General features: G+C 72.5%; 30 protein-coding genes. 19 read left to right on the forward strand and 11 right to left on the reverse strand.

Features of this window, described 5'->3' with window-relative positions:
• Nucleotides 1–255, forward strand: a 255-nt coding sequence (locus ACIBQZ_RS24640; RefSeq protein WP_396091124.1) for a hypothetical protein, incomplete at its 5' end; no start/stop codon positions are given.
• Here ACIBQZ_RS24640 and ACIBQZ_RS24645 read toward each other — a convergent pair.
• A complete protein-coding gene (locus ACIBQZ_RS24645; protein ID WP_396091125.1) occupies nt 230–1,033 on the reverse strand; it encodes a DUF4184 family protein in 804 nt (267 codons plus the stop codon). The genes ACIBQZ_RS24640 and ACIBQZ_RS24645 overlap by 26 nt on opposite strands.
• A gap of 140 nt (nt 1,034–1,173) precedes the next feature.
• On the opposite strand from ACIBQZ_RS24645, the gene ACIBQZ_RS24650 reads away from it, so the two are divergent.
• On the forward strand, nt 1,174–1,353 hold the full coding sequence (locus ACIBQZ_RS24650) for a hypothetical protein (RefSeq protein WP_396091126.1): 180 nt from the start codon (nt 1,174–1,176) through the stop codon (nt 1,351–1,353).
• Between the two features lie 63 nt (nt 1,354–1,416).
• On the opposite strand, the gene ACIBQZ_RS24655 is transcribed toward ACIBQZ_RS24650, so the two are convergent.
• From ACIBQZ_RS24655 to bioB, 3 genes are read right to left on the reverse strand one after another with little or no spacing between them, the layout of a single operon-like run.
• Nucleotides 1,417–1,923, reverse strand: a complete 507-nt coding sequence (locus ACIBQZ_RS24655) for a GNAT family N-acetyltransferase (RefSeq protein WP_396091127.1) — start codon at nt 1,921–1,923, stop codon at nt 1,417–1,419.
• 3 nt (nt 1,924–1,926) lie between these two features.
• On the reverse strand, nt 1,927–2,115 hold the full coding sequence (locus tag ACIBQZ_RS24660) for a hypothetical protein (RefSeq protein ID WP_396091128.1): 189 nt from the start codon (nt 2,113–2,115) through the stop codon (nt 1,927–1,929).
• The gene (gene bioB / locus ACIBQZ_RS24665) at nt 2,112–3,107 is read right to left on the reverse strand and encodes a biotin synthase BioB (protein ID WP_396091129.1); all 996 of its coding nucleotides are present in this window, start codon (nt 3,105–3,107) and stop codon (nt 2,112–2,114) included. Before bioB ends, ACIBQZ_RS24660 begins: the two co-directional genes overlap by 4 nt.
• Before the next feature lie 97 nt (nt 3,108–3,204).
• Here bioB and ACIBQZ_RS24670 point away from each other — a divergent pair, with 97 nt between their 5' ends.
• From ACIBQZ_RS24670 to ACIBQZ_RS24710, 9 genes are all read left to right on the forward strand, one after another.
• The gene (locus tag ACIBQZ_RS24670) at nt 3,205–4,341 is read left to right on the forward strand and encodes an 8-amino-7-oxononanoate synthase (protein ID WP_396091298.1); all 1,137 of its coding nucleotides are present in this window, start codon (nt 3,205–3,207) and stop codon (nt 4,339–4,341) included.
• A 692-nt stretch (nt 4,342–5,033) separates the two neighbouring features.
• Nucleotides 5,034–5,747, forward strand: a complete 714-nt coding sequence (bioD, locus tag ACIBQZ_RS24675) for a dethiobiotin synthase (protein WP_396091299.1) — start codon at nt 5,034–5,036, stop codon at nt 5,745–5,747.
• Entirely contained in the window at nt 5,747–6,214 is a 468-nt protein-coding gene (locus ACIBQZ_RS24680; protein WP_396091130.1) for a GNAT family N-acetyltransferase, read from the forward strand. Before bioD ends, ACIBQZ_RS24680 begins: the two co-directional genes overlap by 1 nt.
• A 92-nt stretch (nt 6,215–6,306) precedes the next feature.
• Nucleotides 6,307–7,596 (forward strand): hemolysin family protein, encoded by a 1,290-nt coding sequence (locus tag ACIBQZ_RS24685; RefSeq protein ID WP_396091131.1) that lies wholly within the window; start codon nt 6,307–6,309, stop codon nt 7,594–7,596.
• A gap of 145 nt (nt 7,597–7,741) precedes the next feature.
• Nucleotides 7,742–8,320: a GAF domain-containing protein gene (locus tag ACIBQZ_RS24690; protein ID WP_396091132.1), complete on the forward strand. Its 579-nt coding sequence runs from the start codon at nt 7,742–7,744 to the stop codon at nt 8,318–8,320.
• Between the two features lie 195 nt (nt 8,321–8,515).
• Nucleotides 8,516–8,743, forward strand: coding sequence for a hypothetical protein (locus ACIBQZ_RS24695; protein ID WP_396091133.1), 228 nt, complete (start codon nt 8,516–8,518; stop codon nt 8,741–8,743).
• A gap of 50 nt (nt 8,744–8,793) precedes the next feature.
• Nucleotides 8,794–9,702 carry a diacylglycerol/lipid kinase family protein gene (locus ACIBQZ_RS24700; RefSeq protein ID WP_396091134.1) on the forward strand — a complete coding sequence of 303 codons (909 nt, stop codon included), beginning with the start codon at nt 8,794–8,796 and terminating at the stop codon, nt 9,700–9,702.
• A 166-nt stretch (nt 9,703–9,868) separates the two neighbouring features.
• Nucleotides 9,869–10,081: a hypothetical protein gene (locus tag ACIBQZ_RS24705; protein ID WP_396091135.1), complete on the forward strand. Its 213-nt coding sequence runs from the start codon at nt 9,869–9,871 to the stop codon at nt 10,079–10,081.
• A gap of 88 nt (nt 10,082–10,169) precedes the next feature.
• The gene (locus tag ACIBQZ_RS24710) at nt 10,170–11,585 is read left to right on the forward strand and encodes a hypothetical protein (protein ID WP_396091136.1); all 1,416 of its coding nucleotides are present in this window, start codon (nt 10,170–10,172) and stop codon (nt 11,583–11,585) included.
• 17 nt (nt 11,586–11,602) lie between these two features.
• Here ACIBQZ_RS24710 and ACIBQZ_RS24715 read toward each other — a convergent pair whose 3' ends face one another.
• Nucleotides 11,603–12,736: an MBL fold metallo-hydrolase gene (locus ACIBQZ_RS24715; protein WP_396091137.1), complete on the reverse strand. Its 1,134-nt coding sequence runs from the start codon at nt 12,734–12,736 to the stop codon at nt 11,603–11,605.
• Nucleotides 12,737–12,855: 119 nt separating this feature from the next.
• On the opposite strand from ACIBQZ_RS24715, the gene ACIBQZ_RS24720 reads away from it, so the two are divergent.
• The 5 genes from ACIBQZ_RS24720 (at nt 12,856) to ACIBQZ_RS24740 (ending at nt 16,789) form a co-directional block, all read left to right on the forward strand.
• Nucleotides 12,856–13,434 carry a hypothetical protein gene (locus tag ACIBQZ_RS24720; RefSeq protein WP_396091138.1) on the forward strand — a complete coding sequence of 193 codons (579 nt, stop codon included), beginning with the start codon at nt 12,856–12,858 and terminating at the stop codon, nt 13,432–13,434.
• A 23-nt stretch (nt 13,435–13,457) separates the two neighbouring features.
• Nucleotides 13,458–14,954, forward strand: coding sequence for a deoxyguanosinetriphosphate triphosphohydrolase family protein (locus ACIBQZ_RS24725; protein ID WP_396091139.1), 1,497 nt, complete (start codon nt 13,458–13,460; stop codon nt 14,952–14,954).
• A gap of 74 nt (nt 14,955–15,028) precedes the next feature.
• Nucleotides 15,029–15,580 (forward strand): hypothetical protein, encoded by a 552-nt coding sequence (locus tag ACIBQZ_RS24730; protein WP_396091140.1) that lies wholly within the window; start codon nt 15,029–15,031, stop codon nt 15,578–15,580.
• 79 nt (nt 15,581–15,659) lie between these two features.
• On the forward strand, nt 15,660–16,415 hold the full coding sequence (locus tag ACIBQZ_RS24735; RefSeq protein ID WP_396091141.1) for a HipA family kinase: 756 nt from the start codon (nt 15,660–15,662) through the stop codon (nt 16,413–16,415).
• Nucleotides 16,412–16,789 carry a DUF3037 domain-containing protein gene (locus ACIBQZ_RS24740; RefSeq protein WP_396091142.1) on the forward strand — a complete coding sequence of 126 codons (378 nt, stop codon included), beginning with the start codon at nt 16,412–16,414 and terminating at the stop codon, nt 16,787–16,789. Before ACIBQZ_RS24735 ends, ACIBQZ_RS24740 begins: the two co-directional genes overlap by 4 nt.
• On the opposite strand, the gene ACIBQZ_RS24745 is transcribed toward ACIBQZ_RS24740, so the two are convergent.
• Both ACIBQZ_RS24745 and ACIBQZ_RS24750 read right to left on the reverse strand, forming a co-directional pair.
• Entirely contained in the window at nt 16,775–17,614 is an 840-nt protein-coding gene (locus tag ACIBQZ_RS24745; protein WP_396091143.1) for a MerR family transcriptional regulator, read from the reverse strand. The two genes, ACIBQZ_RS24740 and ACIBQZ_RS24745, sit on opposite strands and share 15 nt — an antisense overlap.
• A 34-nt stretch (nt 17,615–17,648) precedes the next feature.
• The gene (locus ACIBQZ_RS24750) at nt 17,649–18,599 is read right to left on the reverse strand and encodes an SDR family NAD(P)-dependent oxidoreductase (protein ID WP_396091144.1); all 951 of its coding nucleotides are present in this window, start codon (nt 18,597–18,599) and stop codon (nt 17,649–17,651) included.
• A 91-nt stretch (nt 18,600–18,690) separates the two neighbouring features.
• On the opposite strand from ACIBQZ_RS24750, the gene ACIBQZ_RS24755 reads away from it, so the two are divergent.
• Together ACIBQZ_RS24755 and ACIBQZ_RS24760 are read left to right on the forward strand one after the other, a co-directional pair.
• Complete coding sequence (locus ACIBQZ_RS24755) at nt 18,691–19,758, forward strand: ATP-dependent DNA ligase (RefSeq protein WP_396091145.1); 1,068 nt, start codon at nt 18,691–18,693, stop codon at nt 19,756–19,758.
• A gap of 84 nt (nt 19,759–19,842) precedes the next feature.
• Nucleotides 19,843–21,396 (forward strand): alpha/beta hydrolase, encoded by a 1,554-nt coding sequence (locus tag ACIBQZ_RS24760; RefSeq protein WP_396091300.1) that lies wholly within the window; start codon nt 19,843–19,845, stop codon nt 21,394–21,396.
• Here the strand turns inward: ACIBQZ_RS24760 and ACIBQZ_RS24765 are convergent.
• On the reverse strand, nt 21,347–21,805 hold the full coding sequence (locus ACIBQZ_RS24765) for a potassium channel family protein (protein WP_396091146.1): 459 nt from the start codon (nt 21,803–21,805) through the stop codon (nt 21,347–21,349). The two genes, ACIBQZ_RS24760 and ACIBQZ_RS24765, sit on opposite strands and share 50 nt — an antisense overlap.
• A 65-nt stretch (nt 21,806–21,870) precedes the next feature.
• Between ACIBQZ_RS24765 and ACIBQZ_RS24770 the strand changes: the two genes are divergently transcribed.
• Nucleotides 21,871–22,341, forward strand: a complete 471-nt coding sequence (locus ACIBQZ_RS24770; protein ID WP_396091147.1) for a GNAT family N-acetyltransferase — start codon at nt 21,871–21,873, stop codon at nt 22,339–22,341.
• Here ACIBQZ_RS24770 and ACIBQZ_RS24775 read toward each other — a convergent pair.
• The 3 genes from ACIBQZ_RS24775 to ACIBQZ_RS24785 all read right to left on the reverse strand — a co-directional run bounded on the left by ACIBQZ_RS24775 (nt 22,331) and on the right by ACIBQZ_RS24785 (nt 24,265).
• Complete coding sequence (locus ACIBQZ_RS24775) at nt 22,331–22,600, reverse strand: CGNR zinc finger domain-containing protein (RefSeq protein WP_396091301.1); 270 nt, start codon at nt 22,598–22,600, stop codon at nt 22,331–22,333. The two genes, ACIBQZ_RS24770 and ACIBQZ_RS24775, sit on opposite strands and share 11 nt — an antisense overlap.
• Nucleotides 22,579–23,622: a non-homologous end-joining DNA ligase gene (ligD, locus tag ACIBQZ_RS24780; protein ID WP_396091148.1), complete on the reverse strand. Its 1,044-nt coding sequence runs from the start codon at nt 23,620–23,622 to the stop codon at nt 22,579–22,581. Before ligD ends, ACIBQZ_RS24775 begins: the two co-directional genes overlap by 22 nt.
• 127 nt (nt 23,623–23,749) lie before the next feature.
• Nucleotides 23,750–24,265 (reverse strand): LPXTG cell wall anchor domain-containing protein, encoded by a 516-nt coding sequence (locus ACIBQZ_RS24785; protein WP_396091149.1) that lies wholly within the window; start codon nt 24,263–24,265, stop codon nt 23,750–23,752.
• Between the last annotated feature and the right edge of the window lie 82 nt (nt 24,266–24,347).

The raw sequence follows: 24,347 nt of genomic DNA on the forward strand, positions 1-24,347 counted from the left end.
TTCATCTCCCGGGCCGAGGGCCTGCTCGCGCCGTACTTCACGAACCTCGAGGTGATGCACTGGTCGGACTTCCTGACCGCGGTGGACCGGGGCGACCTACCGGGTTTCGACCGGATCATCATCGAGACGGTGCAACGGGGCTGGCCGCAGCGAGCGGGCTGGCTGGCCAAGGGGCAGCCGATGCATCAGGCGCTGGCCGAGGAACTCGGCAAACCCCGGAAAAAGGCTGCTAAGGCGCAGAACTCAGCTCCCTGACGGCAGCCCGATTGCGGGGTACCACCAGCAGCGCACACACCAGAACTGCCGCCAACGCAGCCACTCCGCCGTAGGTAGCGACCAAGAAGGCCAGGGAGCCAGCACCCAAGGAGTCGCTGAGCGAGGCCCAGGCCCCCACCAGCCCGCCTACCCCAGCGCAGAACAGCACCAGCCCCCAGACGCCGGCCGCGACCGCCGGGCGCACAGCGGGGATGCGTTGGAGGCCGGGCTGCGGGGTCGTGCGCAACCACCAACGCCACAGCACCCAGCCGATCAGCAGCAGCCCGATCACGCTGCTCACGTACTGCCCCCAGCGATAGCCCGGCAGGATGCCGTGCTTCTCCGCCAGCCAGGAGATGTGGTTGGCACCCCACCGGTCCGGGTGCGTGAACGCGTCCCAAAGCACGTGCGTGATCGACCCGACCCACAGAGAAACCACGAGCAGGACTAACGGACGCGTGCCACTCACCTGGCGGAGGAGCGGAACCGGCAGTTCCGGGCCCAGGCGGTCGCGGACCGCGGACGGAGCCACTGCCACCGCCAGCGGCGCGATCAGCGCCTGCCAGAGCACGAACGCGATCAGCCCGCAGACCAGGTCGAAGCCGAAGATCCCGGGTCCGGAATGGCTGATTTCGGACAACCGCCAGCGCACCGGATCGGGCAACGCCAAGTAGTAGACGAGATCCGGGCTCATACTGCCGATCACCAGGGCAGACGGCACCAGCGGGGTCTTGAGGAACGGCAGCACGGCGGCCGGGTGACTGCCGGTGAACGGCACGATTGCTCCTAACCTCACATCGCCGACGGGTTGACTCGAAATGCACGTTCCGGTCGGCGGCCTCAAGATCATCCCAACGCCCGGTGATCGCCGGGAAGGGATAGTCCCTCATCCGTTGGGGACCTTCAGAGGAGGAAACCATGCTCGCGATCGCTTCCGCCGTGATCTTCGGCCTCGCACTCCTGCTCGACTGGGCCGACGCCGACCTGGGTGATGCGTTCACGCCGATGACGCTGCTCCTGGCCGGCCTGTTCTGCCTGGCCCTGCACCTGGCCGGAGTCGGCACCACCATCCGCGGCCGGAGCTACTCCCGCCGCTGATCTTCCGTCTTCGTGGGGGGGGGGGGGGCCCCCCCGGGCGCCCCCCCCTCGCCGATGGGTCCCTCAGCGGATGAGCTCGGCGGCCAGCAGATCCATCAGCAGGCCGTCGTGCCACGAGCCGTCGGCCCCGCGCTCGTACTGGCGCAGCACGCCGACCGGCCGGAAGCCCACCTTGGCGTAGCAGCGGATCGCCGCCGCGTTGTCCGCGGCCGGGTCGATGACCAGCCGGTGGAAGCCCTCGGTGTCGATCAGGTGGGCGGCGAGCGTCCGGACCGCGTCCGTGCCGACCCCGCGGCCGTGCACCGCCGGGTCGAGGTAGATGTCGATGCTGGCGTGCCGGTAGTCCGGGTCCTCCTCGGCCGCCCACTGGATCGCGCCGGCCACCCGGCCGTCCACCATGATCGCCAGGTAGTGCAGGTCGGGGTCCGCGATCGACTCCACGATCTCCGCCGTCACGTCGGCCGGGCCCCGCCAGCGGGCCCGCACCTCGGCGGTGTCCCGGACGGCCCGCAGGGCGGGCACGTCGGCCGGCGTCGCCGGGCGCAGCACGACCAGGGCGCCGGTCAGCATCGCTCAGGAGCTCCGGAGGCCGTGCTCGACGCAGGTCGCGCTCCAACCGGCCGGCACGACCTGCACCTTCATCCGGCGGCGGCACGCCGGGCAGAACCGCGGCGGCTCCAGCTCGCGGGCCGCCACGCACGCGGAGTGGTCACCCTCGGCGGTCGGCTGCCCGCACCGGTCACACCACACCGGAACGGTCACAGGGTCGCCGAGAGCGCCTTGACCGGCATCTTCAACTCCTGGAGCAGCTCCAGGTCGGCGGTGGCGGGACGGCCCAGCGTGGTCAGGTAGTTGCCGACGATGACCGCGTTGATGCCGCCGAGCAGGCCGTCACGTGTGCCCAGGTCACCCAGGGTGATCTCGCGACCGCCCGCGTACCGCAGGATGGTTTTCGGCATGGCCAGCCGGAAGGCGGCGATCGCGCGCAGCGCGTCCTTGCCCTCCACCACCGGGCGGTCGCCCAGCGGGGTGCCCGGGCGCGGGTTGAGGAAGTTGAGCGGGACCTCGTGCGGGTCCAGCTCGGCGAGCTGCGCGGCGAACTCGGCACGCTGCTCGATCGACTCGCCCAGGCCGAGGATGCCGCCGCAGCAGACCTCCATGCCGGAGTCGCGGACCATCGTGAGCGTGCCCCAGCGCTCCTCCCACGAGTGCGTGGTGACCACGTCGGGGAAGTAGGACCGGCAGGTCTCGAGGTTGTGGTTGTAGCGGTGCACACCCATCGCGACGAGCTCGTCGACCTGCTCCTGGGTCAGCATGCCGAGGCTGGCCGCGACCTGGATGTCGACGGCCTCCTTGATCGCCTTGACGCCCTCGCGCATCTGCGCCATCAGCCGCGCGTCGGGGCCGCGCACGGCCGCCACGATGCAGAACTCCGTCGCGCCGGTGGCCGCGGTCTGCCGGGCGGCCTCGACCAGCGACGGGATGTCCAGCCAGACCGCGCGCACCGGCGAGGTGAACAGGCCGGACTGCGAGCAGAAGTGGCAGTCCTCGGGGCAGCCGCCGGTCTTGAGCGACACGATGCCCTCGACCTCGACCTCCGGGCCGCACCACTTCATCCGTACGTCGTGGGCGAGCTGGAGCAGCTCGGGCAGCGCGTCGTCGGGCAGCCGCAACACCTCGAGAATGCCCGCCTCGTCGAGCCCGGCACCGTCGGCAAGAACCCGGGCCCGGGCCCGGTCGAGGATCTCTGGCATGCCCGTACCCTACAAGGCGTTCCGCCCGGCCTGGATGTCGGAGCCGGGTGATAGTTTGCCCGGCGAACGGGGTTCCGGCGATGAGGGCGAGGGTGCTTTGGCGGGCTGGCAGGAGGCGCTGGAGCGCCAGGCCCGCACGCGGGCCAAGGCCGGCCTGACCCGGAGCCTGCGGCCGCGATCCGCTGCCGACCCGGTGGTCGATCTGGCCGGCAACGACTACCTCGGCCTGGCCGCCCACCCCGAGGTGATCGCGGCCTCGGTCCGGGCCCTGCGGGCGTACGGGCTGGGCGCCACCGGTTCGCGCCTGGTCCGCGGCTCGACCGACCTGCACGCGCAACTCGAGACGGCGCTGGCCGAGTGGCTCGGCGCGGAGCAGGCGCTGGTCTACTCCTCGGGCTACCTGGCCAACCTGGGCGCGGTCCGGGCGCTGGCCGGCCCGGAGACCCTGCTGGTGTCCGACCGCTACAACCACGCCTCCCTGATCGACGGCTGCAAGGGCTCGGGCGCCGAGGTGGTCGTCGCCCCGCACGCCGACCCGGCCGCCCTCGCCCGCATCCTCGACGCCCACCCCGGCCGGCCGGCGGTGTTCGTCACCGAGTCGGTGTTCTCCGTCGACGGCGACCTCGCGCCGCTGGCCGAGCTGCACGCGGTGACCACGGCCCACGAAGCACTGCTGCTGGTCGACGACGCCCACGCGGTGGGCGTGCTCGGCGCCGAGGGCGCAGGCGGCGTCGCAGCGGCGGGCCTGGCCGGCAAGCCGGACGTGGTCGTGACCGCGACCCTGTCAAAGTCGCTGGGCGGCGCGGGCGGCGTGGTCGCCGGCCCGACGGCACTGATCCGGCACCTGATCGACACGGGCCGCACGTTCATCTACGACACGGCGCCCCCGCCAGCCGTGGTGGCGGGCGTGCACACGGCGCTGCAGATCGCCCGGGCAGCCGACGACCGCCGCGCCGTGCTCTCCACCCGCGGTGAGTTGACCGCACGCCGGCTGAGCGCGGCCGGGTTCGGGGTGCGGCGGCCGGCGGCCGGGGTGCTCTCGGTGCCGGCCCCGGGTCCGGAGGCGGCACTGGCCTGGGCGGCGGACTGCCGCGACCGGGGCATCGCGGTGGGCTGCTTCCGCCCACCGTCCACGCCGGACGGCTCGTCCCGGCTCCGCCTGACGCTGAACGCGGGCATCACGGCGGCGGACTTCGCGCGAGCCCTGGACATGATCGTGGAGTGCGCGCCATGAGCTGGATCTGGAACCGCAACACCCCACGCCGCCCACCAGAAGAATCCCCGGCGGCGCCGGAGCCGGCCTCGCCCACCGATCCCGACCCTGCCTCCCCGGCCGACCCTGCCTCCCCGGGTTCCCCGGCCTCCCTGGCCGACCCGCAGCCCGGCCTACCCGCGCCAACCGGCCCGCAGCCGGGCGGCCCCGGAGCGGCAACCCCGCAGCCAGGCCCCGAGCCGACCGGCCCGACCCAGGGCCGGCCTCAGCCGATCGGCCCTGAGCTGCCGGTCCCGGTCTCACCCATCGCCGGCCCCGCATCACCCGAGGACGCCGGCCTCTCCCCCGGAACCGAGACCAGCCAGCCCACCACCGAGACCGACACCACCCGAGCCACAGGTGAGACCGAGGCCGCGATCAGCCCGGCCACTGCCGAAACCGGCCAGGCCACGGCCCAGGTCCAGGCCGATACCACCCGGGCCACAGGTGAGACCGAGGCCGCGATCAGCCGGGCCACTGCCGAAACCGGCCAGGCCACGGCCCAGGTCCAGGCCGAGACCAACCGGGCCAAGACCCGGACCGAGACCAACCGGGCCACCACCGAGACCAGCCAGGCCACAGCCCGGACCGAGACCAGCCGGGTCGCGACCGAGGCCGGGCGCACGCCGGAGCCCGCCGCTCGCCCCGCCAGGCCCACCGAGGCCGGGGAGTGGCTGGGCATCGTGCTGGTCACCGGCACCGACACCGACGTCGGCAAGACCATCGTCACCGCGGCCATCGCTGCCGCCGCCCAGGCCGCCGGGTTGCGGGTTGCCGTTGTCAAGCCCGGGCAGACCGGCACCGCCCAGGGTGGCCCCACCGACATCGATCTCGTCACCCGGCTCGCGCATCCGCACACCGCGCGCACCCTCACGTCGTACCCGGATCCGCTGGCGCCGCTCGCCGCCGCCCGGGTCGCCGGGCTGGCGCCACTGGAGCTCTATGAGGTTGTCGACGCGATCCGGGCCGAGGCCGACAAGCACGACCTGGTGCTGGTCGAGGGCGCCGGCGGTCTGCTGGTGCCGATGGGCGTCCGGCCCTCCGGGGAGGCCTGGACCGTCGCCGACCTGGCCACCACGCTGGGTGGGCAGACCATCGTGGTGGCCCGCGCGGGTCTGGGCACGCTCAACCACACGGCGTTGACGCTGGAGGCGCTGGAGCGCCGCGGCGTGCCGGCGAAGGTGGTGCTGGGCGCCTGGCCCGCCGAGCCCGAGCTGGTGCACTGGGCCAACCTCACCGAGCTGGTTCCGCACCTGGTCGGCGCCTTGCCGGACGGCGCCGCCGGGATGGAGCCGGGGGTCTTCCAGCGGTCCGCGCCCGGCTGGCTCACCCCCGCGCTGTACGGCGTGCTCGACGACTGGCGGGTCTGGGCCGACGAGGTCAGCTGATGGAGGTCGTGATCGGGCCGGCCGCTGTCGCCGACGCGGGTGAGCTGCTCACCGTTCAGCGGGCCGCGTTCCTCGCCGAGGGCGCCCTGAACAACTCGTTCACGTTGCCGCCGCTGACCGAGACCCTGGACGAGGTCCGGGCCGCCCTCGCCGACCCGGACACCGTGGTGCTCGTGGCCCGGCTGGGATCTCGGCTCGTCGGGTCCGTCCGCGCCCGGGTCGCCGGGCGCACCGGTCACGTCGGCCGGCTCGCCGTCGCCCCCGACCTGCAGGGTCACGGCCTCGGTGCGCGGCTGGCCGGGGCGATCGAGGCGGCGCTGGCCGGCCGGGTGGACCGCTTCGAGCTGTTCACCGGCGCCACCAGCGCGGCCAACCTGCGGCTCTACCGCAAGCTCGGCTACGTCGAGACCGGCTGGGGGCCGGGGGCGGCGCCGGTCGGCATCACGTACCTGGAAAAGCGGGTTTGAACTGTTTTTCCCGCCTGCCGCCGCGCGACCGTGACCGACTGTCGATAGCCTGTGTGGCTCGTGATCGCAACGCCTGAGGGGCGGAAACTGTCGTGGATGGCATAGGCGGGCAGGTCTTGCTCGTGCTGGTGCTGGTGCTGGTCAATGCCGCGTTCTCCGGCAGCGAGATGGCCCTGGTGTCATTGCGTGACAGCCAGATCCAGAAACTGGAACGCGGCTCCCGGCGCGGCCGGGTGCTGGGCCGGCTGACCCGGGACCCGAACAGGTTCCTGGCGACCATTCAGATCGGCATCACGCTGGCCGGGTTCCTGGCGTCGGCGGCCGCCGCGGTCTCGCTGTCACGGCCGCTGGTCAAGCCGCTGGGCTTCCTGGGCAACGCCGCCGAGCCGGTCTCCATCGTGCTGGTCACCATCGTGCTGACGTTCGTCACGCTGGTCATCGGTGAGCTGGCGCCGAAGCGGATCGCGATGCAGCGCACCGAGGGCTGGGCGCTGCTGGTGGCGCGGCCGCTGGACATCCTGTCGACGATCTCCCGGCCCGCGGTCTGGCTGCTCAGCGTGGCGACCAACGTGCTCGTCCGGCTGGCCGGCGGGGACCCGTCGGCGCAGCGGGAGGAGGTCAGCACCGAGGAGATCCGCGACATGGTCGCCGCCCAGCAGGACTTCTCGATCGAGCAGCGCACCATCATCAGCGGCGCGTTCGAGATCGCCGACCGGATCCTGCGGGAGATCCTGGTGCCGCGCCGGGACGTGCTGACGCTGGCGACCGGGCTGGCCGCGCCCGAGGCGCTGACCCAGCTCATCGCCGGCGGGCACTCGCGCGCGCCGGTGGTCGGGCCGGCCGGGCTGGACGACGTCTTCGGCGTGGTGCACCTGCGGGACCTGGTCGGCGCGCAGGGGCCGGTCGACGCGGTGGCCCGGCCGGGGCTGTTCCTGCCGGAGACGCTGCGGGTCTCCGACGCGCTGCGCCAGATGCGGCTGGAGCGCCAGCAGATCGCGCTGGTGGTCGACGAGCGCGGCGCCATCGACGGCATCATCACGATGGAGGACCTGGTCGAGGAGATCGTCGGGGAGATCTACGACGAGACCGACCGGGACGTGCAGTCGGTGGTCAAGGAGTCCGACGGCGCGCTGCTGATGCCGGGCTCGTTCCCGATCCACGACCTGCCCGACATCGGCTTCGACGGCACCGGCAACGACGAGGGCGACTACACCACCGTCGCGGGCATGGTGCTGGCGGTGCTCGGCCACATTCCCACCGAACCGGGCGAGGTCGTGACGTTGCCGCAGTTCACCGCCGAGGTGGTCGAGGTGACCGGGCGGGCGATCACCCGGGTCCGGCTGCGCGCCCTGCCGCGCACCGAGGACGACGACGAGGACTAGGGACTGCCTGACAGTTTGTGCGACATCCGGCCCCCGGCACGATCATCGCGGTGGATTTGACCGGCTCAGCCGTTGCGGACGCCCAGGTCACTTTCACTAGGCTCGCAGTGACCGCGAGCGATCATTTGCGTGAGGTGGTTCCCCCGTGACGAACAGCAGCCCGGTGTCGGGCGACGCTTACGAGTATCTGGACAATGACAGCCCCGAGGAGCAGCGCCGCCTCGAGGCCGTACGCCGCTACCGGCTGGTGGATCAGCCGGTAGAGGACGCGTACGACCGGATCGCCTTTGTGGCCGGCGCCATCTTCGACACTCCCATCGCGACGGTGTCGCTGGTGGAGCAGGACCGGGTCTGGCTCGCCGCCTGCCAGGGCCTGACCGGCGTCCGCGAGGTCGGCAAGGAGCCGGGGCTGTGCGCGTCGGTCATCGCCCAGGACGACGTGTACGTGATCAACAACGCCGCCGTCGACCCCCGCACGCTGGAGCACCCGCTGGTCCGCGGCGAGCTCGGCCTGCGGTTCTACGCCGCGGCCCCGATCCGCACCCACGACGGCTACCGGCTCGGCACCGTCAACGTGATCGACAACCGGCCGCGCGAGGTGACGCAGCGGCAGCTCACCGCGCTGACCCACCTGGCGTCGATGGTCTCCGACGAGCTGGAGCTGCGGCTGATGGTGATCCGCAGCGCGGCCGCCGAGCAGCGCATGCGCGAGAGCGTGCACTGAGGACACCGGGACAGCACGGGAAGGGGCGGCCGGTGCGGGCCGCCCCGGCACCTTTGTGCCACATGGCAGGTTGCGACACAGCAACCATCCACATACCTTGTGCTGCCGCCGTTGATGCCTCATCCTGGGTACATGGCGGTCACATGTAGCTAAATGGGGCATGTTTGTGCCGCTCGTCCAGGAGGGAGTGGCCCGATGGTCCTTCGACAGAATCGGCTCCGGCCCCGCAGCTTGGCGCACCGGCTCGCGCGCCGCGAGACGCACCGCCTGACGCCCCATCGCCGGGACGTCACCCTCAGGAAGATCGCGCCGCAGCGGACCCGGACCGGGTCCGTTCTTCGTCTGGCCCCCGTCGTCAGCTCGGTGCTGGCGTCCGTGGTGGCCATCGCGCACCACGTGATCCAGATGATCCGCGGGGCGTGAGGCCCGGCCGGGGGCGTAGGAATGCATGGCATCGGGTAAACGCCGATGCCATGCGGACTCCCCGGAAAGTCGCCGTGGTCGCCCACCGGCGCAAGACACTCGGCGGCGGGCTCGACGAGCTGCGCCGGCTGATCACCGACGAAGGTGTCGACGAGCTCGTCTGGCACGAGGTGCCGAAGAGCCGGAAGGCTCCCAAGCAGGTGCGCAAGGCCCTCGCGACGGAGCCGGACCTGCTGCTGGTGTGGGGCGGCGACGGCATGGTGCAGCGCTCGCTGGACACCCTGGCGCAGACCAAGGGCGGCGCCAAGGTCCCGGTCGGCATCATCCCGGCCGGCACGGCGAACCTGCTGGCCACCAACCTCGGCATCCCGCACGACCTGGGCGAGGCGGTCCGGATCGCGTTCCACGGCGGGCGGCACCGGATCGACCTGGGCGTGCTCAACGGCGAACACTTCGCCGTGATGGCCGGCATCGGCTTCGACGGCGCGATGATCCAGGACGCCGACGGCAAGCTGAAGGACCGGCTGGGCAAGCTCTCGTACGTCTACACCGGCCTGCGCCACCTGGACGGCGAGGCCCCGAAGGCGACGATCAAGGTGGACGGCACCCCCTGGTTCGCCGACGACGCGAGCTGCGTGCTGGTCGGCAACGTCAGCACGGTGACCGGCGGCATCAAGGCCTTCGACGACGCGAAGCCGGACGACGGCTGGCTGGACGTCGGGGTGGCCACCGCCCGCGGCGTGACGCAATGGGCGCGCACCATGGGCCGGATGGCGGTGGGCCGCTCGGCGGACTCGCCGTTCGTGCACATGACCCGGGCCCGGCGGATCGACGTGAAGCTGAAGAAGCCGCTGACGTACGAACTGGACGGTGGCGCGCGAGGGTCGGTCAAGCGGATCCGGGTGGAGGTCGCGCCGGCCGCCGTCAAGGTCTGCGTGCCCGAGGACCGGGTCGGATAAGCGACAGAAAGTGTATGTCGTCCTACGTACCGGTAATTCTGGTTTATAGCTCTTAAGGCCGATGAATCCCCTGGCCCGTGGTGATGCCCCGACCCCACACTGATGGCGTCGGGCACCGCTACGCATCTCCAGGGGGTCGGCAATGCCTTACCACCAGAGTTCCGCAGTGAGCGTCGCAACGGTCATGACCGCCGCCACCGTCATCGTCATCGGCTACCGCATCGGCCGCGCCCACGCGGCGTGGCGGGACGTCCGCGCCGCCAGGCGGGACCTGCCGAACAAGCGCCGGGTCGCCTGGGGGCACACCCGGCCGCTGGTGTTCGGAACGATCTTCCTGCTCCTCACCGTGACAGCCGCCGCCTACGACGCCGCCCACTGACGGCCGCCGCTCCGCCAGGTCCGTGCGTGCGGAGAACCTGACCTGATGTCGTGTGGTTGGGCAGCGCCGGACCTGGCAGAGTGCCTGCATGATCTGGACCGGACGAACGGACGAGGCTGCCGCCCTCGGTCTGCTGCTGGATCGGACCTATGCCGACGCCGCAGCCGCCGCCGCGCACCCCCGGCTGCTCGACCGGGAGTTCCTCATCGGTCAGTTCGACCTGTGGGACAACCACCTGCTGCCCGCCGTGGCCGCCGGCACGGCTCCTCTGTGGAAGCGGCGGTCCGCGGCGCGGGCCGTCTGGCGCCGGCTGGGGTTCATGGCCAGCGCCGACCATCGCCGCTGGATGGCCGGTCATCTCGACGGTCTCGGGCTCGATCCGGCCGCCCTGCTCGGTGCCGAGCGGGACGACCGAGCGCCGTTCCGCAGCGGGGACGGCCGGCTCATCGCGGCCCAGCAGCCGGTCACCGCGCGGGCCGCGGAGCTGATCCACGCGGACTACGACCTGACCGGCGGCGCCGTCGTCGGCGCCCGGCTGGACGTGCACGGTCCGGACCCGCAGCGGATCGGCGGCTTCGTCAAGGTGTCGGCGGGCAGCCGGCGCTACCCGGACGCCGAGGCGGGCCCGCCCGAGCTGCACTTCCGGTTCGGCGACGCGACCGCCCTGACGTTCCCGCACGCCGGGCGCGGCGAGGTGCGGCTGAGCGGGTCACCGGCCGTGGTGGTGACCGGGGACGGCGCCGGCCTCGACCTGGCGGATGTCCGGCTGACCGGCCGGGACGTCACCTGGTATCCGCACGACGCGCTCTGGGAGGAGTCGGCCGCCGCCCGGGACGCCGTCGCGGGCGTCCGCGAGACGGCTCCGGAGATCCCGGAGCTCGCCGCGCGCGGCGCCGACCTGCTCGGCGGGCTGCAACTCATGATCATGGTGCAGCTGCGCATGATGCGGCACGCCCACCTGCTGCGGCGCGGCGAGCTGGCCGCGGCGGCCACGCTCTGCGGCGGGCTGAACGCGGGGCTCTTCCGGGCGCGGCCCACCGCCGTGCGCGCCCGGTGGGCCGCCCGCCGGATGCGTGAGATCCTGGCGACCCAGGACGGCCGGGCTCACGCCCTGCTCCGGCACGTCGGCCGGCGGATGGCGATCGAGGTGCCCGAGCTGCCCGGCGCCACGGCCCCGCCCACCCCGGTACGGATCACCGTCGGCACCGCCGCCCGGCTGCTCGGCGAGCTGGACCTCACCGGGAGCCGGCTGCGCTTCGTGGACGTCGAGCCCGACCGCACCGTCGTCCACCTGGACGTGCGGCGGGGCGGCCGGGAGACGATCGTGGTCATCGTGCTCACCGAGCCGCTGGGCCACGCGCCGCTCACGGTCACCCCGGACGGCCTGACCCTCACCCGCCCGCCGACGCTGGCGGCGACCGCCGACGACATCGCCCTGACGATCCCGCTGCCCGGCGGCGACTGGACCCCACGCGCCGCCGCCGGCTCCTGGTACGTCGACTGAGGCTCAGCCGGTGACGGTCAGGCGATCGCCTGCCACCAGCCGTCCACCGCCGGCGGGTTGTCCACGTCCACCCGCTCGCCCGGCCGCGGCACCGCCAGCCGCACGTCCCGCGCCTTGGCCTCGCGCCAGGCCCGGTCCGCCGGCTCCGGCCAGTCGTGCAGCGCCAGGTTGAACGTCGCCCAGTGCACCGGGATCATCAGCCCGCCCTGGACGTCCACATGTGTCGCGACGCCGTCCTCCGGCAGCATGTGGATGTCCGGCCAGGCGTCGCCGTACGCGCCGATCTGCACCAGCGTCACGTCGAACGGGCCGTGCTCCGCGCCGATCCGCGCGAAACCCGGGAAGTAGCCCGTGTCGCCGGAGTAGAACGCCTTGCGGTTGGGCCCGGCGATCACCCAGGAGGCCCACAGCGTCTCGTCGCGGGTGAAGCCGCGGCCGGAGAAGTGCCGGGCCGCCGTCGCGATGAACTCGATGCCGGCGACCGTGGCGCGCTCGTTCCAGTCCAGCTCGATGATCCGGGTCGGCGGCACGCCCCAGCGCTCCAGGTGGGCGCCGACGCCCAGGGGCACCAGGAACGGCGCCGCCTGCAGGTCCACCAGGTTGCGGATCGAGTCCATGTCCAGGTGGTCGTAGTGGTCGTGGGAGATCAGCACCGCGTCGATCGGCGGCAGCTCACGCAGCGCGACCGGCGGCTCGTGCAGCCGCTTCGGCCCGCTCAGCCGGGACGGTGAGCAGCGCTCGCTCCACACCGGGTCGAGCAGCACCCGGCGGCCCTCGATCTCGATCAGCGCCGACGAGTGGCCGTACCAGGTGACGTAGAGGCCGTTCGGGTCGCCACCGGTCTCCGGGCGCAGCACCGGGATCGGCTGGCTCGGATGCCGGCGGTCGCGGTCGGTCAGGGCCGCCGTCAACAGCCGGGGCATCGAGGCCGCCGTCACCATGGTCGCAGGGTCGGCGTTGCGGAACTTGCCGTCGGCGAACTGCGGGGAGCGGCGGTACCGCTCGCCGCGGTCACCCTCCGCGCGGGCGCCGATCTTCCGGCTGCCGATCTGCGAGGGGATGTCACGAGCGGCCCACGCCGCAGCGGCCCCCAGAGCCAGGGCGAGGTATGCCCCGGCGCGTCCCCGCCGGCCGTCTGCCTGTTTCGCCATGCGTGCATCCTCCGTGTCAGTTCTGTCCCGGCTGCCAAGTCTGACCGCCCATCGGCATCCACCGCCACCGTCGTGCTGTGGATCTCCTCAGGTAAGCACCGGTGTGTCACACTGCCGCCGTGACTGTCGACACCCTTCAGACCCAGCAACAATTCATCGTGCGCCAGCGCATCCGCCTGATGGTCAACCAGTACGAGGTCCACGCCGTCGCCCCCGACGGGTCCGAGGCCGGCGTGCTCGCGTTCGCCCAGCAGAAGCGGATGGCGTTCAAGGAGCAGGTGACTCTCTACACCGACGACACCAAGACGACTCCGGTCCTCGGCTTCAAGGCTCGGCAGGTGCTCGATCTGGGCGCCACGTACGACATCACGGACGCCGCCGGTAGTCCTATCGGCCTGTTCCGGAAGAACTTCAAGGAATCGCTGCTGCGCTCGACGTGGCACCTCGAGCAGCCCGGTTACGGCGAGATGATCGGCCGGGAGACCAACCTCACCGTCGCGATCCTGCGCCGGTTCGTGGACTCGCTGTCCTGGCTGCCGTACCACTTCGAGTTCCTGCTGAACGACCGCCCGGCGTTCTCGGTGGTCAAGAAGTGGGGCCTGCGCGACAAGTACGTCGTGACGATCCACGACCCGCAGCTGGACCGCCGCCTGGTCGCCGCGATGTCGGTGGCCCTGGACGCGCTCCAGAGCCGCTGAGCTGATGCATTAGCGTCGGGCGCATGGACGATCCACGCGCCCGACGCCTCTTCGGTGACAGCCTTGTCGCCCCCGGTGACCTCGCCACCAGCCCGTACCGGGTGGACCGGGACCGGATCGTCAGTTCCCCGTTCTTCGCCCGGCTCGGCGGCGTCACCCAGGTGATCAGCCCCGGCGGGGTGGGCCTGCTGGTGCACAACCGGCTCACGCACAGCCTGAAGGTGGCCCAGGTGGGCCGGGCCATCGCGGAGCGCCTGTCCGCGGACGCCCGCTACGGCGACCTGCTGGAGAAGCTGGGCGGCTGCGATCCGGACGTGGTGGAGGCCGCCGCGCTCGCGCACGACCTCGGGCACCCGCCGTTCGGCCACCTCGGCGAGCGGGTGCTCGACCAGCTCGCCCGGCAGCGCCTCGGGCTGCGCGACGGTTTTGAGGGCAACGCACAGTCGTACCGGATCGTGACCAGCACGGAGATCCGCGGCCAGGCCACGATCGGGTTGAACCTGACCGCCGCGACCCGCGCGGCCATCCTGAAGTACCCGTGGACCCGGCGCACCCACCCGGCGCCGCATCCCCGGCTGATGGACCCGCCGCCGCGCGGCGCGGCCGCGCCGCCGGACGACCCGGACGGCGGCTCGCTGAAGTTCGGCGCGTACACCACCGAGGTCGAGGACATGGTGCAGGCGCGGCTGCCGTTCGCCGGGCGGGTCGCCGACTGGCAGCAGACCGCCGAGGCCTCGGTGATGGACACGGCCGACGACATCGCGTACGCGATCCACGACCTCGAGGACGTGTACCGGGTCGGCGTGCTGCAGCAGGGTTCGGTGGCGGCGGAGCTGACGGCGTGGCAGCGGTCGGCGTTCGGCTCGGTCCCGGACGAGGAGCTGGCCCACGCGCAGCGCCGCCCGGGCAGCTCGATCGAGGCGCTGCGCCGCCAGCTGCAGCGCAAGGACAGCTGGATCAGCGACGACGACGCGTTCGCCGCGGCGGTCGAGCAGGTCCGCGCCGAGCTGGTGGACGGGCTGCTGGCGGCGCCGTTCGACGGCTCGCTGGACGCGGAGGCCCAGGTGGCGGCCTTCTCCGCGACCTGGACCCAGCGCCTGGTGAGCTCGATCGAGGTGACCGCGAACCCGGCGGTGCGCTCCGGTCACGTGCTGCTGGCGCCGGCCCAGTGGCACGAGGTGCAGGTGCTCAAGTTCGTCCAGAACCGGTTCGTGCTGGCCCGCCCGGACCTGGCCCTGCACCAGCGTGGCCAGGCCCGGCTGGTGGGCTCGCTGGTGGAGGCGCTGCTGGCCTGGCTGGCCGACCCGGACGAGACCGAACGCCTGCCCCGGCGCATCCGCGACCTGGTGGAGCTGGCCGAGGCGGAGCTGCCGGAGGGCACCCCGGACCGGATCTACCGGGCCCGCGGCCGCGCGGTGATCGACTTCGTCGCGGCGCTGACGGACAGCCAGGCGGTGGCGTTGATGGACGCCCTGTCCGGGCGGACCCGCCAGCTCTGGACGGACGCGTTTGTCCTCTGAGAGCGGAACGGACTTACTGGCGCAAGCGATGAAACGGTGTAAGCATGTAATCATCGCTTCGCTTGGAGGTTCCCATGCGCTTCCGTCCGCCCTCCGGGGCCCGCACCGAGCCGCCCGCCGCCGATGACGCCGCCGCCTGGATCACCGGCGCCGTCCCGGACGGCTGGTTCACCGAACCGCCCCAGGTCGTCGTCGACCGCGACGAGATCATCATCTGGGGCCGGGTGCCCACGCCCGAGCTGGGCGCCGACGCCACCGACGCCGACCGGTCCGCGGCCCAGGCCGGCCGGATCCACCAGTTCCGCGAGGACACCCGGGACGACCGGATCAAGGTCGCCCTCCAGGTCGAGCACCGCTACCAGCGCAAGGTCAGCTGGGGCGTGCGCTGCGGCGACACCGAGGACCTGTTCACCCACCTCGCCGCGCCGGTGATGACCCGGCTGCGCCAGCCCGAGCGGCTGGTGCTGGACACCCTGGTCGACGCCGGGGTGGCCCGCAGCCGGTCCGAGGCGCTGGCCTGGTGCGTCAAGCTGGTCGGCGAGCACACCGAGGAGTGGCTGACCGACCTGCGCGACGCCATGACCAAGGTCGAGGACCTGCGCCGCCGCGGCCCGAACGCGGCCTGATCGTCGGCGACCTCGGCGGCCCGCCCGGCTGGTACCGCGGCTGGGTGGCCCGCCGGCCGCACGCACTAGGGTGAGCGGCGTGCTGCCCGAGGTCACCGCCACCCGCTACGTCACCCCGCTGCGCGAGGGCGGTTCGCTGCCCGGCATCGTCGAGGCGGACAACCTCGGCACGTACGTGGTGAAGTTCCGCGGCGCCGGTCAGGGCCCGAAGGCGCTGGTCGCCGAGGTGATCTCCGGCGAGCTGGCCCGGCGGCTCGGGCTGCCCGTGCCGGAGCTCGTCGTCGCCCAGCTGGATCCCGTCGTGGCGCGCGCCGAGCCCGACGAGGAGGTGCAGGAGCTGATCAAGGCGAGCGCCGGCGCCAACCTCGGGATGGACTACCTGCCCGGCGCGCTGGGCTACGACCCGGTGGCGCACCCGGTCGACGCCGAGCTGGCGTCGCGGACGCTGGCCTTCGACGCGTACGTGGAGAACGTCGACCGGAGCTGGCGCAACCCGAACCTGCTGATCTGGCACGCCGGCCTCTGGCTCATCGACCACGGCGCGACGCTGTACTTCCACCACAACTGGCCGCGGGCCGGCAACGTCGTGCACCGGGCCTACCAGTGGGACGATCACGTGCTGCGGCCGTACGCGACGGAGCTGGCGACCGCCGGGCCGGAGCTGGCCGCCCAGCTCACGCCCGCGATGCTGGCCGAGGTCATCGCGCTGGTGCCGGACGAGTGGCTGGCCGAGTTCGACTTCGGCTCCGCCGACGAGGCACGGGACGCCTACCGCGACCACCTGGTGGCCCGGGCCACCGATCCCGCGGCCTGGCTGCCGGGCGGCGCCCGATGAGAGCCCCCTACGAGTACGCGGTCATCCGCGCGGTCCCCCGGGTCGAGCGCGGCGAGTTCATCAACGCCGGGGTGGTCCTGTACTGCCAGCGGCTCGACTTCATGGCCGCCCGCACCCACCTGCACGAGCCCCGGCTGCTGGCCCTGGACCCGAACGCCGACCTGGACGGCATCCGGGCCTCGCTGCAGTCCTGGGAGATCACCTGCGCCGGCGGCCCGGACGGCGGCGCGGCCCGGGAGATGAAGCCGGGCGAGCGGTTCCGCTGGCTGGTCGCGCCGCGCAGCACGATCCTGCAGGCCGGGCCGGTGCACATGGGGCTGGCCGAGGACCCGTCCGCCGAGCTGGACCGGCTGGTCGAGCTACTCGTCCGGTAGGCCGGCCACGGGCTGGGCGACGTGCACGAACGGGTCGGTGCCGGCGATGGTGTCCCACTGCGCCAGGTAGACCTCCCGGACGGGTGCGACCAGCCTCAGCCCTTCGGCAGCGACGTGCCGCGACAGGGCGTCGTAGGCCACCATGATCCGGGGATAGAAGCAGTCGTCCCGGGTGACCGTGGCGCAGAGCTCGGTGTGCGCCGGCTCCAGCCGGATGACCATCGCGTCGGCGGGCTCGGCCGGGCCGGTGAACGGCACGCAGATCTCGATCGTCGCCTCGCTGTCCGGGGTCACGAACCCGTGGTAGATCACCCAGTGCTCGGCGGTGACCGTGGCCCCGGTCAGCCGGTCCCGGAGCGCCCACTGCGACTCGCGGATCGCCTCGGCCAGACCCTGCTGGTCGGTCTCCCGGCGGATGGACGCGACCTTGGTGGCCGGCACCGCACGCCGGTGCACGTCGTAGCGCACCGGGGGCTGGGTGGCCGCGGCGAGCTGGATGCGCAGCCAGCCGATGCTGCCGCGCTTGGCGGCCGTGGCCTGCTCCTGCGCCGCCCACCAGCGGTCCAGCCGTTCCACCGCTTCCGCGTCCGTGCCGGCCAGCACCTCGGTGACCACGGCCAGCGGCATGTCGAGACGGCGCAGCAGGCTGATCCGGCGGGCCCGGTCCAGCTGCGCGGCCGCGTACCGGCGGTAGCCGCTGACCGGGTCCACCCCGGCCGGCGGCAGCAGCCCGGACAGGTCGTAGAGGCGCAGCGCCTTGACGGACAGGCCGGACCGGCGGCCGAACTCGCCGATGGTCAGCCCGCGCTGGTCCCGGACGGTCATGCCGACGAGTGTGCACCCTGCCCCAGGGGCCGGCTCAAGACCCGCGGCGGATCCGGCGTACGCCCGCGGCCACCGTGGTCGAGGCCAGCACGGTCGCGGTGGCGGCGAGCGCGGCGACCGGCAGCCGGCCCCAGCGGACCGGACCGCCCTCCTGCCGGGGAGCGGGACCGAACACGTTGCCGGTGCCCGGCTCGGCCCGCCGGCGGCTCAGCCCGAGCCGGCCCATCATCGGCCCGACCAGCGCGTCGTAGACCGGCGGCAGGGCCTTGAAGCCGAACTCGGTGAAGCGGTTGGCCGCGCCGACCGACAGCTCCCGGCGCGGGCGGCCGGCGAGCCGGACGATCCCCGCGCCCATCCGCTCGGCGCTGTCCACCGGCGGCGGCGGCCGGCCCACGAAGCCGGCGTAGTTGGCCGCGCTGGTGTAGATCGGCGTGTCCACGCTGCCGGGTACGAGCTGACAGACGTTGATGCCCGGGGTGTCACGGGTCTCCTGCCGCAGGGTCCGGGCCAGGCCCCGCAGACCCCACTTCGAGGTCACGTACGCGGACATGTACGGCGCGGTGATGTGCCCGAGCAGCGAGCCGCACAGGATCAGGGTGCCGCGACCCTGGGCCCGGAACACCCGCAACGCCGCCCGGGCCACGTTCGCCGAGCCGAGCAGGTCGGTGGTCACCACCTTGTCGAAGACGTCGGCCGGCACGTCCTCGAACTTGCCGTACGCCATCACGGCCGCGCTGTCCGCCCAGACGTCGATCCGGCCGAACCGCCGTACCGCCGCGTCCGCCAGCTCCTCGACCTCGGCCCGGACGCTGATGTCGGTGGGCATCACCAGCGGGCTCCCGCCGCAGCTCGCGGCGACCCGCTCCAGGTCGGCCAGGCCCCGCGCGGCGAGCACCAGCCGGTCGCCCCGCGCCGCGAAGGCCAGCGCGGCGGCCCGGCCGATCCCGCTGGACGCACCGGTCAGTACCACCACACGTGAGCTCATGGCAGCCCCATACCCGGCACGCGGGCCCGTGAACGTGCTCATCCGGAGCGTCCGGGCTTCCTTTCCCGCCACGAACGGGGAGACTGGGCCGATGGACCTGCCGATCAACCCGCCCGTGAAGCCGATGCTGGCCAAGCCGGTCGCGGACATCCCCGCCGGCCAGCTCTACGAGCCCAAGTGGGACGGCTTCCGCTCGATCATCTTCCGGGACGGCCCGGAGGTGGAGATCGGCAGCCGCAACGAAAAGCCGATGACCCGCTACTTCCCCGAGGTCGTCGAGGCGGTGCTGGCGAACTTCCCGGCGCGCGCGGTGATCGACGGCGAGATCATCGTCGCCGACACCGAGCGCAACACCCTCGACTTCGAGGCCCTGCAGCAGCGCATCCACCCCGCGGCGAGCCGGGTCAAGCTGCTGTCCGAGCAGACCCCGGCCGGCTTTGTCGCCTTCGACCTGCTGGCGCTGGGCGACGAGGACCTGACCACGCTGCCGTTCGCCGAGCGCCGGGCCCGGCTGGAGCGGTGCCTGGCCGACGCCAAGCCCCCGGTCTACGTCACGCCGGCCACCGACGACCTGGAGACGGCCCGCCGCTGGTTCGCCGAGTTTGAGGGCGCCGGGCTGGACGGGCTCATCGCCAAGGGCAAGGAGCTGGGCTACGAACCCGACAAGCGGGTGATGACCAAGATCAAACACAAGCGTACGGCGGACTGCGTCGTGGCCGGTTACCGCGTGCACAAGTCCGGGGAGAACCGGATCGGCTCGCTGCTGCTCGGCCTCTACGACGAGCGTGACGTGCTGGTCTCGGTCGGCGTGATCGGCTCGTTCCCGATGGCCGTCCGGGAGGAGCTGTTCACCGAGCTCCAGCACCTGGTCACCACGTTCGAGGGGCACCCGTGGAACTGGGCGGCGCACGAGCAGGGCGAGCGCACCCCGCGCAAGAACGAGGTCAGCCGCTGGAACAACGGCAAGGACCTGTCGTTCGTGCCGCTGCGCCCCGAACGGGTGGTCGAGGTCCGCTACGACTACATGGAAGGCCTGCGCTTCCGGCACACCGCCCAGTTCGAGCGCTGGCGCCCGGACCGCGAGCCCCGCTCCTGCACCTATCTCCAGCTGGAACGCCCGGTCCGGTTCCAGCTCGCGGACGTGCTGACGAGCCGCTGAGTCAGGTTGTCAGACCGCTCGGCTAGCCTCGTGCGAGCAAGAGCCGATCGAGAAAGGCCGCGCACCGTGCCGCGTACCCCCCGAATGGTCCTGGCCGCACTGGTCGTCGCGGTCATCGCGACCGCCGGTTGCACGCTGCCGGTCTTCGCACCAGACGACTCCGACGGCGCCGCGCCGGTCACCGGCGGCAGCAAGGCGCCGCCCGCGGTGCCGGGCACGCAGGCGCAGTGGAGCCCGTGCCCGGACGTGCCGCAGGGGCTGGTCGGCCGGGCCGCGTCCGGCATGACCTACGACTGCGCGTCGGTGGCCGTGCCCCGCAACTGGGCGGCGGCGCAGTCCGGCGAGACCTACGACGTCGCGATGATCCGGATCCGCTCGGCCACCCAGCGCGACCGGATCGGCTCGCTGCTGATCAACCCCGGCGGCCCGGGCGGCTCCGGCATCGACACGGCCGTCTACCTGTCCTTCGGCCAAGCGCTGGGCGGGCTGCCGACCGAGGTCACCGACCGGTTCGACATCGTCGGCTTCGACCCGCGCGGCGTCGGCCGCTCCGACCCGATCAAGTGCATCAGCTCGGCCGACCAGGACGCGACGTTCGCGGCGCCGCCGGACCCGACCAGCGCCGCCGAGTTCCAGCAGGTCGTCGCGCTGAACGAGCGGGTGGCCGAGGGCTGCGGCCAGAAGTACGGCGCCCAGCTGCCGCTGTTCTCCACCGAGCAGGCCGCCCGCGACATGGACGCGATCCGCGCCGCCGTCGGCGACCAGAAGACGACCTACCTGGGCTTCTCCTACGGCACGCTGCTCGGCGCCACGTACGCGCAGCTGTTCCCGGACAAGATCCGGGCGCTGGTGCTGGACGGCGCGATCAACCCGAAGCAGGACTTCATCGCCGGCTCCGAGTCGCAGGCCAGGGGCTTCGAGCGCGCGTTCACCAACTTCACCACCTGGTGCAAGGCGAACGCCGCCAAGTGCCCGATCGCCCCGGACGCCCGCGGCGCGGTCACCGACGCGCTGGCCAAGGCCGACGCGTCACCGGTCGAGGGGCCGGACGGACGGGAGGCCACCGCCGGCTGGATCTTCGTCGCGGTGATCTCGTCGCTCTACACCGAGTCCGGCTGGCAGCAGCTCGCCAAGGCCGTCGACGACCTGCGGACCGGCGACGCGGAGGGCATCTTCGACCTCGCCGATCAGTATGCGGACCGCAAGCCGGACGGCAGCTACTCCAACCTGTTCGACGCCAACCTCGCGGTGAACTGCGCGGACACTGCGGACGCCCCGACGGTGGAGAAGATCCGCCAGCTGCAGGGCGAGTGGCGCAAGAAGTACCCGTTGTTCGGCGCCGCGCTGGCGCTGGGCATGCTGCCGTGCACGTTCTGGCCGGGCAGCAAGGACCCGTACCCGGCCGGGGCCGCGGTCGGGGCGCCGCCGATCGTGGTGGTCGGCACGACGGGTGACCCCGCGACGCCGTACGAGAACACCGCCGAGCTGGCCAAGATGCTCGGCACGGGTCAGGTGCTCACCTGGGAGGGCGAGGGGCACACCGCATACCCGAGCACCAAGTGCATCGTGGACGCGGTCGACGGCTACCTCATCGATCTGCGGGTGCCGAAGGAGGGACTGCGCTGTCCGCCGCAGTGATCCCCTCCCGGGCGGCCAGCTCCTCCAGCAGGCCGCGCACGTGCCGCAGGTTCTGCTTCAGCTCCTCCTGCTCCTCGTGCTGGAAAGCGTCGTGATTGACGATGAGCTTGCTGGCGAAGTGCGCCGTGATCAGCGGCACAACGATCAGCACCATGATCGAGATGAGCATGGCGGCCATCAGCCTGCCCTGCCACGTCTCGGGCGAGATGTCGCCGTAGCCGACAGTCGACGCGGTGACCACCGCCCACCAGAGGGCGTCACCGTAGGACGCATCCTTCTCGAAGAAGTGGTAGAGCACGCTGCACGTCGCGATGAGGAGCGCGTAGGACAACATCAACTTGCGCGGTGAGTTGGCGAGCCAGATCAGCCCGCGGTAGGCCCATCGCGCCGGGAGCAGCAGCAGTCGCATCCGGTCATCGTGCCCTGCGGCGGCCATCCGGCGGCTCACCCCGACGGCCGTGTCACGATGTCCACGTGGCCCAAGTGATCTTCCGTACCGCGACGCGCGCCGACGTCCCCGCGATCCTGGAACTGCTCTCGGACGACGAGATAGCCCGCTCCCGCACCCCGGCACCGGACCCGACGGACGAGGCCGCGGATGCCGCCTGCTGGGCGGCGTTCGAGGCGATCGACGCCGACCCGCGCAACGAACTCGTCGTGGCCGACCGGGACGGCGTCGTCGTCGGGACCTGCCAGCTCACCTTCATCCCCTCGCTGAGCCGGCGGGGCGCCGAGCGGATGACCATCGAGGCCGTCCGGGTGCGCACCGACCTGCGCGGGCACGGGGTCGGCCGGGCCATGATGGCCTGGGCGCTGGACCGGGCCCGGGAGCGCGGCTGCGGCCTGGCCCAGCTCACCACCGACCGGCGCCGCACCGACGCGCACCGGTTCTACGCCTCGCTGGGCTTCGAACCCTCGCACGTCGGCTTCAAGCTCAGTCTGTAGCGCCGGCCTGGCGCCGGCGGTAGGACCGGGTCTTGTTGCGGTTGCCGCAGACCTCCATCGAGCACCAGGTCTTCGAGCCGTTCTTGGACCGGTCGTAGAAGACCGACCGGCACCCCGCCGTCGACGGCGACGAACGCGGGCGGGCCGGCGGCGGAGGACGCCCGCAGCGGGACCCGGGCCGCGTACCCGTCGAGCAGCGCCCGGGCCCGCATCGCGTGACGCCCGCGCCGGTGCTCGTCAGCTGCCGCCTTCCGCCCAGTTGGCAGCGTTCTTGCGGCTCGGCTGGACGCGTGGCGGTTCGCCCGGCATCTTCGGGTGGTCCGGGGGATACGGCAGGTCCCCCAGCCCCGCCTTCTCGTCGCGGGCCGCCCACTCCAGCAGCGGCGCGATGTCGTGGGCGACGTCGTCGATCGTGGCGTGCGGGTCGCCGATCGCCTTGACGCGTTTCGGCACCGTGCGCAGGTCGAAGTCGTCCGGCTCGACCTCGGTCAGCTCGGCCCAGGTGACCGGCGTGGAGACCGTCGCCCGGGCATTGGCCCGCAACGAGTACGCGCACGCGATGGTCCTGTCCCGGGCGGTCTGGTTGTAGTCCAGGAAGACCCGCTCGCCGCGCTCCTCCTTCCACCACGCCGTGGTGATCCGATCGGGGCTGCGCCGTTCCACCTCACGGGCCAGCGCGATCGCCGCCCGCCGCACCTCCACGAAGGAGTGCGCCGGCGCGATCCGCACGTACACGTGCACGCCGCGGCCGCCGGAGGTCTTCGGGTAGCCGGTCCAGCCCAGCTCGTCCAGGACCTCGTGAACCACCCCGGCCGTGCCGACCACGTCGGCGAAGTTCGTGCCCGGTTGCGGGTCGAGGTCGATGCGCAGCTCGTCCGGGTTGTCGGGGGCCGCCGCCCGGACCGGCCACGGGTGGAAGACGATCGTGCCCATCTGGGCCGCCCAGGCCACGTGCGCCAGGTCCACGGGGCAGAGCTCGGCGGCCGTGCGGCCGCTCGGGAAGGTGATGGTGGCGCTCTCCACCCACGGCGGTACGCCCCGGGTGGAGATCCGCTTCTGGAAGAACATCTCCCCCTCGATGCCGTCGGGGAAGCGTTGCAGGGTCGTCGGCCGGTGGTCGAGGGCACGCATGATGCCGTCGCCGACCGCCAGGTAGTACTCGAAGACGTCCCGCTTGGTGTAGCCCTGCTGCGGGAAACAGACCTTGTCGGGGCTGCTCAGCCGTACCGGACGACCGGCGACCTCGACCTCGACAGCGGGCGACTTGGACGATGCGGCCATGCCAAGACCCTAGTCCCTGATGGACACCGCCCCCGCCGGATCCGCCGATGCGCGGCCTGGCAGCTGTCCTGACAAACGAGGCCGCCCCCGGGACATCCCGGGGGCGGCCTTCCGTGGCAGTTACCGATCAGGCGCTGCGACGACGCCGGGTGTAGTAGACGGCAGCCGCGCCGCCGGCGACCATCAGGCCGCCGATGGCCATGGTGAGCCCCATCGGCGCGCCGGTCAGCGGGAGCGTGCCGCCCGCGCTGACCCCGCCCGGGGTGCTCTTGGTCGGCGCCGGGGAGGTCGCCGGGCTCTCGCCGCCCGGCGGCACAGTGTCGACACTGGCCGTCGGCGTCGACGGGCTCGGTGACGGAGTCGGGCTCTCGCCGCCGTAGCCGCCGTTGCCGCGGGTCGGGCCGGCGCCGCCGTTGTCGTCCGGCGTGGCACCGGTGTCACCCGGTGTCTCGTCGTCGGCGTAGTCGCACCTGGCGCCGCGCGGAACCTCCGAGCACGGCGTTGTCATCACGGCGGGCTGCTTGGCGCGAGCGGCGGACTCGTCGCCCGTCGCGGCAGCCGGGGCCCCGGAGAGGGCCAGAGCGGCAAGGACGGTGACGCCGACCGCGGGCAGTCCTGCGGTCAACCGGCGCGTCAAACTCATGAAGGGTATCCGTTCTGTTGCGGTATGTCAGTCTTGGTCCGATGGGAGCTTAGCGGCTATTGCCCGATTTTGCGGCATTGGG

It is taken from the genome of Actinoplanes sp. NPDC049599 (assembly GCF_044465625.1).
In the GTDB taxonomy this organism is placed as follows: Bacteria; Actinomycetota; Actinomycetes; order Mycobacteriales; family Micromonosporaceae; genus Actinoplanes.

Coding starts and splice junctions, on each gene's coding strand:
- ACIBQZ_RS24650 (WP_396091126.1), top strand. CDS start 1,174: ATGCTCGCGATCGCTTCCGCCGTGATCTTCGGCCTCGCACTCCTGCTC.
- ACIBQZ_RS24655 (WP_396091127.1), bottom strand. CDS start 1,923: ATGCTGACCGGCGCCCTGGTCGTGCTGCGCCCGGCGACGCCGGCCGAC.
- bioB (WP_396091129.1), bottom strand. CDS start 3,107: ATGCCAGAGATCCTCGACCGGGCCCGGGCCCGGGTTCTTGCCGACGGT.
- ACIBQZ_RS24680 (WP_396091130.1), top strand. CDS start 5,747: ATGGAGGTCGTGATCGGGCCGGCCGCTGTCGCCGACGCGGGTGAGCTG.
- ACIBQZ_RS24695 (WP_396091133.1), top strand. CDS start 8,516: ATGGTCCTTCGACAGAATCGGCTCCGGCCCCGCAGCTTGGCGCACCGG.
- ACIBQZ_RS24700 (WP_396091134.1), top strand. CDS start 8,794: ATGCGGACTCCCCGGAAAGTCGCCGTGGTCGCCCACCGGCGCAAGACA.
- ACIBQZ_RS24710 (WP_396091136.1), top strand. CDS start 10,170: ATGATCTGGACCGGACGAACGGACGAGGCTGCCGCCCTCGGTCTGCTG.
- ACIBQZ_RS24715 (WP_396091137.1), bottom strand. CDS start 12,736: ATGGCGAAACAGGCAGACGGCCGGCGGGGACGCGCCGGGGCATACCTC.
- ACIBQZ_RS24725 (WP_396091139.1), top strand. CDS start 13,458: ATGGACGATCCACGCGCCCGACGCCTCTTCGGTGACAGCCTTGTCGCC.
- ACIBQZ_RS24730 (WP_396091140.1), top strand. CDS start 15,029: ATGCGCTTCCGTCCGCCCTCCGGGGCCCGCACCGAGCCGCCCGCCGCC.
- ACIBQZ_RS24740 (WP_396091142.1), top strand. CDS start 16,412: ATGAGAGCCCCCTACGAGTACGCGGTCATCCGCGCGGTCCCCCGGGTC.
- ACIBQZ_RS24745 (WP_396091143.1), bottom strand. CDS start 17,614: ATGACCGTCCGGGACCAGCGCGGGCTGACCATCGGCGAGTTCGGCCGC.
- ACIBQZ_RS24750 (WP_396091144.1), bottom strand. CDS start 18,599: ATGAGCTCACGTGTGGTGGTACTGACCGGTGCGTCCAGCGGGATCGGC.
- ACIBQZ_RS24755 (WP_396091145.1), top strand. CDS start 18,691: ATGGACCTGCCGATCAACCCGCCCGTGAAGCCGATGCTGGCCAAGCCG.
- ACIBQZ_RS24760 (WP_396091300.1), top strand. CDS start 19,843: ATGGTCCTGGCCGCACTGGTCGTCGCGGTCATCGCGACCGCCGGTTGC.
- ACIBQZ_RS24765 (WP_396091146.1), bottom strand. CDS start 21,805: ATGCGACTGCTGCTGCTCCCGGCGCGATGGGCCTACCGCGGGCTGATC.
- ligD (WP_396091148.1), bottom strand. CDS start 23,622: ATGGCCGCATCGTCCAAGTCGCCCGCTGTCGAGGTCGAGGTCGCCGGT.
- ACIBQZ_RS24785 (WP_396091149.1), bottom strand. CDS start 24,265: ATGAGTTTGACGCGCCGGTTGACCGCAGGACTGCCCGCGGTCGGCGTC.